The sequence below is a fragment of the Brevibacterium sp. UMB1308A genome (assembly GCF_030230605.1).
GTDB lineage: Bacteria > Actinomycetota > Actinomycetes > Actinomycetales > Brevibacteriaceae > Brevibacterium.
The window spans coordinates 1-1080 of record NZ_JASPDO010000061.1 but is presented as its reverse complement, the minus strand read 5'-3'; the positions used below and the strand labels follow the sequence as shown (position 1 = coordinate 1080).

Genomic DNA, 1080 nt, shown 5'->3' with positions numbered 1-1080 from the left:
GTCATCCATCCTGTCTACGCGGAGTCGTTTTTGGGTTTTCTCTTGATGATGCCGTTTACACAACGGGTGCAGATTCTCCATCACCGTGAGCCCACCGTTTTCGGGGTCTTCGTGGTTAAACGGTTCGATGTGGTCTTTTTCGCACACTCTGGCAGGTGTGGCACACCACGGGGCACTGCAATCAGGATGCCTGGCCTCAACCATGCGTTTCAAAGCTGCTGGTATGTAATACTTCGTCGGTACAGACTCCAGGACTACCCCTGTCTCAGGGTCTGTGAACATTCGGTAGACCCATTTCGCCTGCGCGATCAGCTCATCAGCAGTCTTTACGTCTAACGGCACCCGATTATTCATCATCACCGGCACCCGCGCACCTGGGTCCACCTTGATCGGCAACCCATAATCAAGCTCACTACCCGAACCATCACCCGGCGGACTACCAGCACCTGGTGGCGCACTGCTCCCTTGGTCCTCATGTATTCGTTCGTCAGTTTGGTTTCTTCCGGGGCCTTGTTTCTCGTGCCCCGATCTGTCCACCCCGGGGTCTTTCCCGGAACCTTTCCCCGGGTGTTTACGTTTGTTTGGTGGTGGTAGGTGCGTGAGGAAGTGCAGCACCGGGATGGTGACGGTGATACCGGCTTGGGCGCGTAACCATTCTTCTTTTTCAGGCATGGACACGCACAACTCAAGCTCGTAGACGTTTTCAGCCTGCCGAGCTTCACACTTCTCAGCCCACACAGAACCAGACCCACCCCGCCCAGGACCACCCGCATCGCTACGAGTATCCATTCCGCGAACGCCAGCTTCGAATACACCATCGGATTCCGCACCCGCGTCGCTACGGGCATCGTCCGCACCTGGACCGCCTGGTGTGCCTGGGCTGAAAGCGTTTGTGGTGTAGGTGGCTTTGATGGGGGCGTGTTTACCCGTCGGGATCACGCGGACACGCAGGGTTGTTGAGGGTTTAGCCCCGGTAATCAAATCCAGAGTCAACTGGTCCATCAGCCGGTCATCATCAACCTCAACCCGACCCAAATCGCCTACGCGTATTTCTGTTGTGTCTCCGTTGGTTTCGGTAAT

At 56.4% G+C, this 1080-nt stretch carries 1 protein-coding gene; it reads right to left on the bottom strand.

The features are described from left to right. Positions 1-1080, bottom strand: a 1080-nt coding sequence (locus QP868_RS12055) for an HNH endonuclease signature motif containing protein (RefSeq protein ID WP_284926799.1), incomplete at both ends; no start/stop codon positions are given.